The sequence below is a fragment of the Streptomyces sp. NPDC006265 genome (assembly GCF_040613555.1).
Taxonomy (GTDB): Bacteria; Actinomycetota; Actinomycetes; order Streptomycetales; family Streptomycetaceae; genus Streptomyces.
The window spans coordinates 1-5064 of record NZ_JBEXSH010000686.1 but is presented as its reverse complement, the minus strand read 5'-3'; the positions used below and the strand labels follow the sequence as shown (position 1 = coordinate 5064).

The 5064-nt window shown below is 70.1% G+C and carries 5 protein-coding genes; 3 read left to right on the top strand and 2 right to left on the bottom strand.

Annotation, left to right across the window (positions count from 1 at the left end):
* Positions 1 to 160: 160 nt before the first annotated feature.
* Positions 161 to 1006 (bottom strand): ABC transporter permease, encoded by an 846-nt coding sequence (locus ABZ281_RS37465; RefSeq protein ID WP_356662502.1) that lies wholly within the window; start codon positions 1004 to 1006, stop codon positions 161 to 163.
* Complete coding sequence (locus ABZ281_RS37460; protein ID WP_356662501.1) at positions 1003 to 1875, bottom strand: ABC transporter ATP-binding protein; 873 nt, start codon at positions 1873 to 1875, stop codon at positions 1003 to 1005. The genes ABZ281_RS37465 and ABZ281_RS37460 overlap by 4 nt, the downstream gene beginning before the upstream one ends.
* A 142-nt stretch (positions 1876 to 2017) precedes the next feature.
* On the opposite strand from ABZ281_RS37460, the gene ABZ281_RS37455 reads away from it, so the two are divergent.
* The 3 genes from ABZ281_RS37455 to rpsD all read left to right on the top strand — a co-directional run bounded on the left by ABZ281_RS37455 (position 2018) and on the right by rpsD (position 5010).
* Complete coding sequence (locus ABZ281_RS37455) at positions 2018 to 2680, top strand: vitamin K epoxide reductase family protein (RefSeq protein WP_356662500.1); 663 nt, start codon at positions 2018 to 2020, stop codon at positions 2678 to 2680.
* A 57-nt stretch (positions 2681 to 2737) separates the two neighbouring features.
* Positions 2738 to 4090, top strand: coding sequence for a replication-associated recombination protein A (locus tag ABZ281_RS37450; RefSeq protein WP_356662499.1), 1353 nt, complete (start codon positions 2738 to 2740; stop codon positions 4088 to 4090).
* 305 nt (positions 4091 to 4395) lie between these two features.
* Positions 4396 to 5010, top strand: coding sequence for a 30S ribosomal protein S4 (gene rpsD / locus ABZ281_RS37445; RefSeq protein ID WP_356662498.1), 615 nt, complete (start codon positions 4396 to 4398; stop codon positions 5008 to 5010).
* Positions 5011 to 5064: the final 54 nt, after the last annotated feature.

Genomic DNA, 5064 nt, shown 5'->3' with positions numbered 1-5064 from the left:
GGCACCAGAGGGACGAGCAACGCCGCCGCGACCGCGCGGTGGGGCCAGCCCGGCCGCTCCGCGGCGAGCACGTACGCCACCGTGGCCACCCAGATCAGCGCGAAGTACGTGTCCCAGAGCCGGAACGAGCGCTCCCAGTGATAGGCGCTCGCAGCCTCGCTCATGCGGCGCGCCGGTCCTTCCAGCGGAACGTCAGCAGACACAGGGCCAATCCTCCGACGCACCACGCGCCCAGCACCAGGGCCACGCGTCCCAACTCCCAGCTCCCCGCCTGCTCCAGCACCTGCGCCGACTCCGGCAGGAACACCCCGCGCAGCCCCTGGCACATCCACTTCAGCGGGAACAGCGCCCCGATGTTCAGCATCCAGTCCGGGATGGTGCCGATCGCGATGTACACCCCGGAGATGAACTGCAGCACCAGGAAGGGCAGGACGACCACCGAGCTCGCGCTGTTCGCGGAGTTCGGGACCGAGCTGATCGCGATGCCGAGCAGTGCACAGGCCGTGATGCCCAGCACGAAGATCCACGCCAGGTCGAACCAGCGGCCCGCGTCCGAGGGGAGGTCCACGCCGTAACAGGTCGTGCCGACGAGGAGGAGGACCGCCGTCTCCAGCAGACCGGTGAACAGAACCAGCCAGATCTTGCCCAGGAAGTAGGCCGTCGGCGGCATCGGCGTGCCGCGCAGCCGGCGCAGCACCTTGTCCTCCCGCTCGATCGCGATCGAGATGCCGAGCGCCTGGAAGCTCGTCGACATGATCCCGGCGGCCATCATCGCCGGCACGTACAGCTGCGAGGCGGTGACACCGGCGCCCTCCACGTCGTCCCGGAAGATCGACGCGAACAGGAACAGGAAGACGACCGGGAAGGCGAACGTGAACACCACCTGGTCGCGCTGGCGGAAGAACTGCCTGATCTCCAGGGCACCCCGCCGCAGCCCCAGCCCCCACGCGCCGGGCAGCCGCCCGACGCCGACCTCACCGCGCTCCCGTACGACGGCCGTGGTCACCGTGCCTCCTCCTCGGACTGTCCGGTCAGCCGGAGGTAGACGTCCTCCAGCGTGGGGCGGGTGACCGTCAGCCCCGGGATCTCGCCGCCGAAGCGCCGCATCAGCCCGGCGACGGTCCGGGTCGGCGTCCCGGTGCGCTGCGCACGCGGGGTGCCGTCCGGCTCGGCCCAGGCGACGGTGGCCTCGGTGCCGTACCGCTCCCGCAGGGCTCCGGGTTCTCCCTCGGCGACGATCCGGCCCTTGGCGACGATGGCCAGCCGGTGCACGAGGGCCTCCGCCTCCTCCAGGTAGTGCGTGGTCAGCACGATGGTCGTGCCGTCGTCGGCCAGGGCGCGGATCAGCGACCAGAACTGCCGCCGGGCCGCCGGGTCGAACCCGGTGGTCGGCTCGTCCAGGAGCAGCAGGTCGGGGCCCCCGATCACACCGAGTGCCACGTCCAGACGCCTGCGCTGCCCGCCCGACAGCGCCTTGATCCTGCTGTCCGCCTTCGCCTCCAGACCGACCAGGCCGATGACCTCGTCCGGGTTCCGCGGCCGGGGGTAGTAACGGGCGAAGTGCCGTACGGTCTCACGGACCGTCAACTCGGCGGGCGCCGATTCGTCCTGCCAGACGATTCCGACCCGGGAACGCCACGCGCGCGTGCCGGTCGCCGGGTCCGACCCGAGCACGGACACCTCGCCCGCGTCCCGGTCCCGATTGCCCTGGAGGATCTCCACCGTGGTGCTCTTGCCCGCGCCGTTGGGTCCGAGCAGGCCGAACACCTCGCCCCGCCGGATGCCGAGATCGATGCCGTCCACGGCGGTCACGCCCCCGTAGCGCTTGCGCAGCCCCCGCACATCCACGGCGAGTTCGTACCCCTGTGCTGTCATGCGACGAGCGTCGGCCGGAACACACCCCTCAGGGACGACCGGGCGGCCATGCTTATGTCCACTGAACGGTGGACACGGGCGTCGGTGCGGCACAATGGCACTGCCCGAAGATATTCAGGTCTCAAGTGACGGAATCGGCGTGATGAGCAAGACGACAGTCAGGGACGTCTCCACGGAGCCCGAGCCCGAGCCCGAGCGCGCCGAGGCCGCGCCCCGCGCGGAGGGCGGCAGCCGGGCCCTGGCCTTGCTGCTGGTGATCACCGGCGCGGCCGGACTGCTCGCCGCCTGGGTCATCACGATCGACAAGTTCAAGATCCTCGAGGCCAAGGCCGAGGGCAAGACGTTCACGCCCAGCTGCAGCCTCAACCCGGTCGTCTCCTGCGGCAGCGTCATGGAGAGCAAGCAGGCCGCGGTCTTCGGTTTCCCGAATCCGATGCTCGGCCTCGTCTGCTACGGGATCGTCATCGGCGTCGGCGTGGCGCTGCTCGCCCGGGCCCGCTTCCCGCGCTGGTACTGGCTCACCTTCAACGCCGGTTGCCTCTTCGGCGTGAGCTTCTGTGCCTGGCTGATGTTCCAGTCGTTGTACCGGATCAACGCGCTGTGCCTGTGGTGCAGCTTGGCCTGGGTCGCCACGATCCTGATGTTCTGGTACGTGACGTCGTTCAACATCCGCAAGGGCTTCCTGCCCGCCCCGAGCTGGCTCAAGAGCTTCTTCGGCGAGTTCACCTGGGTCATGCCCATGCTGCACATCGGCATCATCGGCATGCTGATCCTGACCCGCTGGTGGGACTTCTGGCTCAGCTGAGCCCGGCCGTCCCCGGCGCCGGCCGGACTGTCGGTGCCGTGAACTAGGGTTTCTGACGTGGAGCCCGACCTTTTCACCGCCGCCGCCGAAGAACGCCAGGAGAAGGAGCCGTCCAGCAGCCCCCTGGCGGTGCGGATGCGCCCGCGCACCCTCGACGAGGTCGTGGGCCAGCAGCATCTGCTGAAGCCGGGCTCACCCTTGCGCAGACTGGTCGGAGAGGCCTCCGGCCCGGCCGGACCCTCCTCGGTGCTCCTGTGGGGCCCGCCCGGCACCGGCAAGACCACCCTGGCCTACGTCGTCTCCAAGGCGACCGACGCCCGCTTCGTGGAGCTGTCCGCGATCACCGCCGGCGTCAAGGAGGTCCGCGCGGTCATCGACGGCGCCCGCCGTGCCTCCGGCGGCTTCGGCAAGGAGACCGTCCTCTTCCTCGACGAGATCCACCGCTTCAGCAAGGCCCAGCAGGACTCCCTGCTCCCGGCCGTCGAGAACCGCTGGGTGACGCTCATCGCGGCGACGACGGAGAACCCGTACTTCTCGATCATCTCCCCCCTGCTGTCCCGCTCCCTCCTGCTCACCCTCGAACCGCTCACGGACGAGGACATCAGGAGCCTCATCCGCCGCGCCCTCACCGACGAGCGTGGCCTCAAGGACGCCGTCACCCTCCCCGAGGAGACCGAGAACCACCTCCTGCGCATCGCCGGCGGTGACGCCCGCCGCGCCCTGACCGCCCTGGAGGCGGCCGCCGGAGCCGCCCTCGACAAGGGCGAGGCGGAGATCGGCCTGACCACCCTGGAGGAGACGGTCGACCGGGCCGCCGTGAAGTACGACCGCGACGGCGACCAGCACTACGACGTGGCCAGCGCCCTGATCAAGTCCATCCGCGGCTCCGACGTCGACGCCGCCCTGCACTACCTGGCCCGGATGATCGAGGCCGGTGAGGACCCCCGCTTCATCGCCCGGCGCCTGATGATCTCCGCGAGCGAGGACATCGGCCTGGCCGACCCGACCGCCCTGCAGACGGCGGTCGCCGCCGCTCAGGCCGTCGCCATGATCGGCTTCCCCGAAGCCGCCCTCACCCTCAGCCACGCCACGATCGCCCTCGCCCTGGCGCCCAAGTCCAACGCCGCGACCACTGCGATCGGCGCCGCCCTGGAGGACGTCCGCAAGGGCCTGGCCGGCCCCGTCCCCGCCCACCTGCGCGACAGCCACTACCAGGGCGCGACCAAGCTCGGCCACGGCCAGGGCTACGTCTACCCGCACGACCTGCCCCAGGGCATCGCGGCCCAGCAGTACGCCCCCGATGAGCTGAAGGACCGCGAGTACTACGAGCCGACCCGGCACGGCGCGGAGGCCCGCTACGCGGACGCGGTGGAGTGGACCCGGAAGAACCTCGGTCGAAAGCGGTCCTGAGCACCCTGTAAACTCGACCGGAGTGCCGCGTCCCGTGCAGTCAGAACGGGGCAGTCGGCCGGAGCCCGATCCCCCGGGATCGGCTCCAGGAGCGTCGCGCACCGTCGAACGGTGTCGCGGGCAGCCCACCACCACCCGTCGCAGGACGGGAGAGGTCGGTGGGCCACTCGCGTGCTGCACGTATGTGCCCAGACCAGGGGAGCGGCTGCCCACCCGGTGCCCATCAGGGCCCCAGGCGGGTTTCCCCGGCTGCGGATGCGACCTCCCTCAACCCTGACAAGCCGATACAAGGAAAGCGAAAAACAGTGGCGAACCAGTCCCGCCCCAAGGTCAAGAAGTCGCGTGCCCTCGGCATCGCGCTGACCCCGAAGGCCGTCAAGTACTTCGAGGCCCGCCCCTACCCGCCGGGTGAGCACGGCCGCGGCCGCAAGCAGAACTCGGACTACAAGGTCCGTCTGCTCGAGAAGCAGCGTCTGCGTGCGCAGTACGACGTGTCCGAGCGCCAGCTCGTCCGCGCCTACGAGCGTGCCTCCAAGGTCCAGGGCAAGACCGGTGAGGCCCTGATCATCGAGCTGGAGCGCCGTCTCGACGCCCTGGTCCTGCGGTCGGGCATCGCCCGCACGATCTACCAGGCCCGCCAGATGGTCGTGCACGGCCACATCGCCGTCAACGGCAAGAAGGTCGACAAGCCCTCCTTCCGTGTCCGTCCGGACGACGTCGTGCAGGTCCGCGAGCGCTCCAAGGAGAAGACCCTCTTCACGATCGCTCGTGAAGGTGGCTTCGCCCCCGACGGTGAGACCCCGCGCTACCTCCAGGTGAACTTCAAGGGCCTGGCGTTCCGCCTGGACCGCGAGCCGAACCGCAAGGAGATCCCGGTGATCTGCGACGAGCAGCTCGTCGTCGAGTACTACGCCCGCTGATCTTCCTCGGCGACGCGGTACCACCGGCCTCGCGCCGAGCCCGCTGCCTCCCAC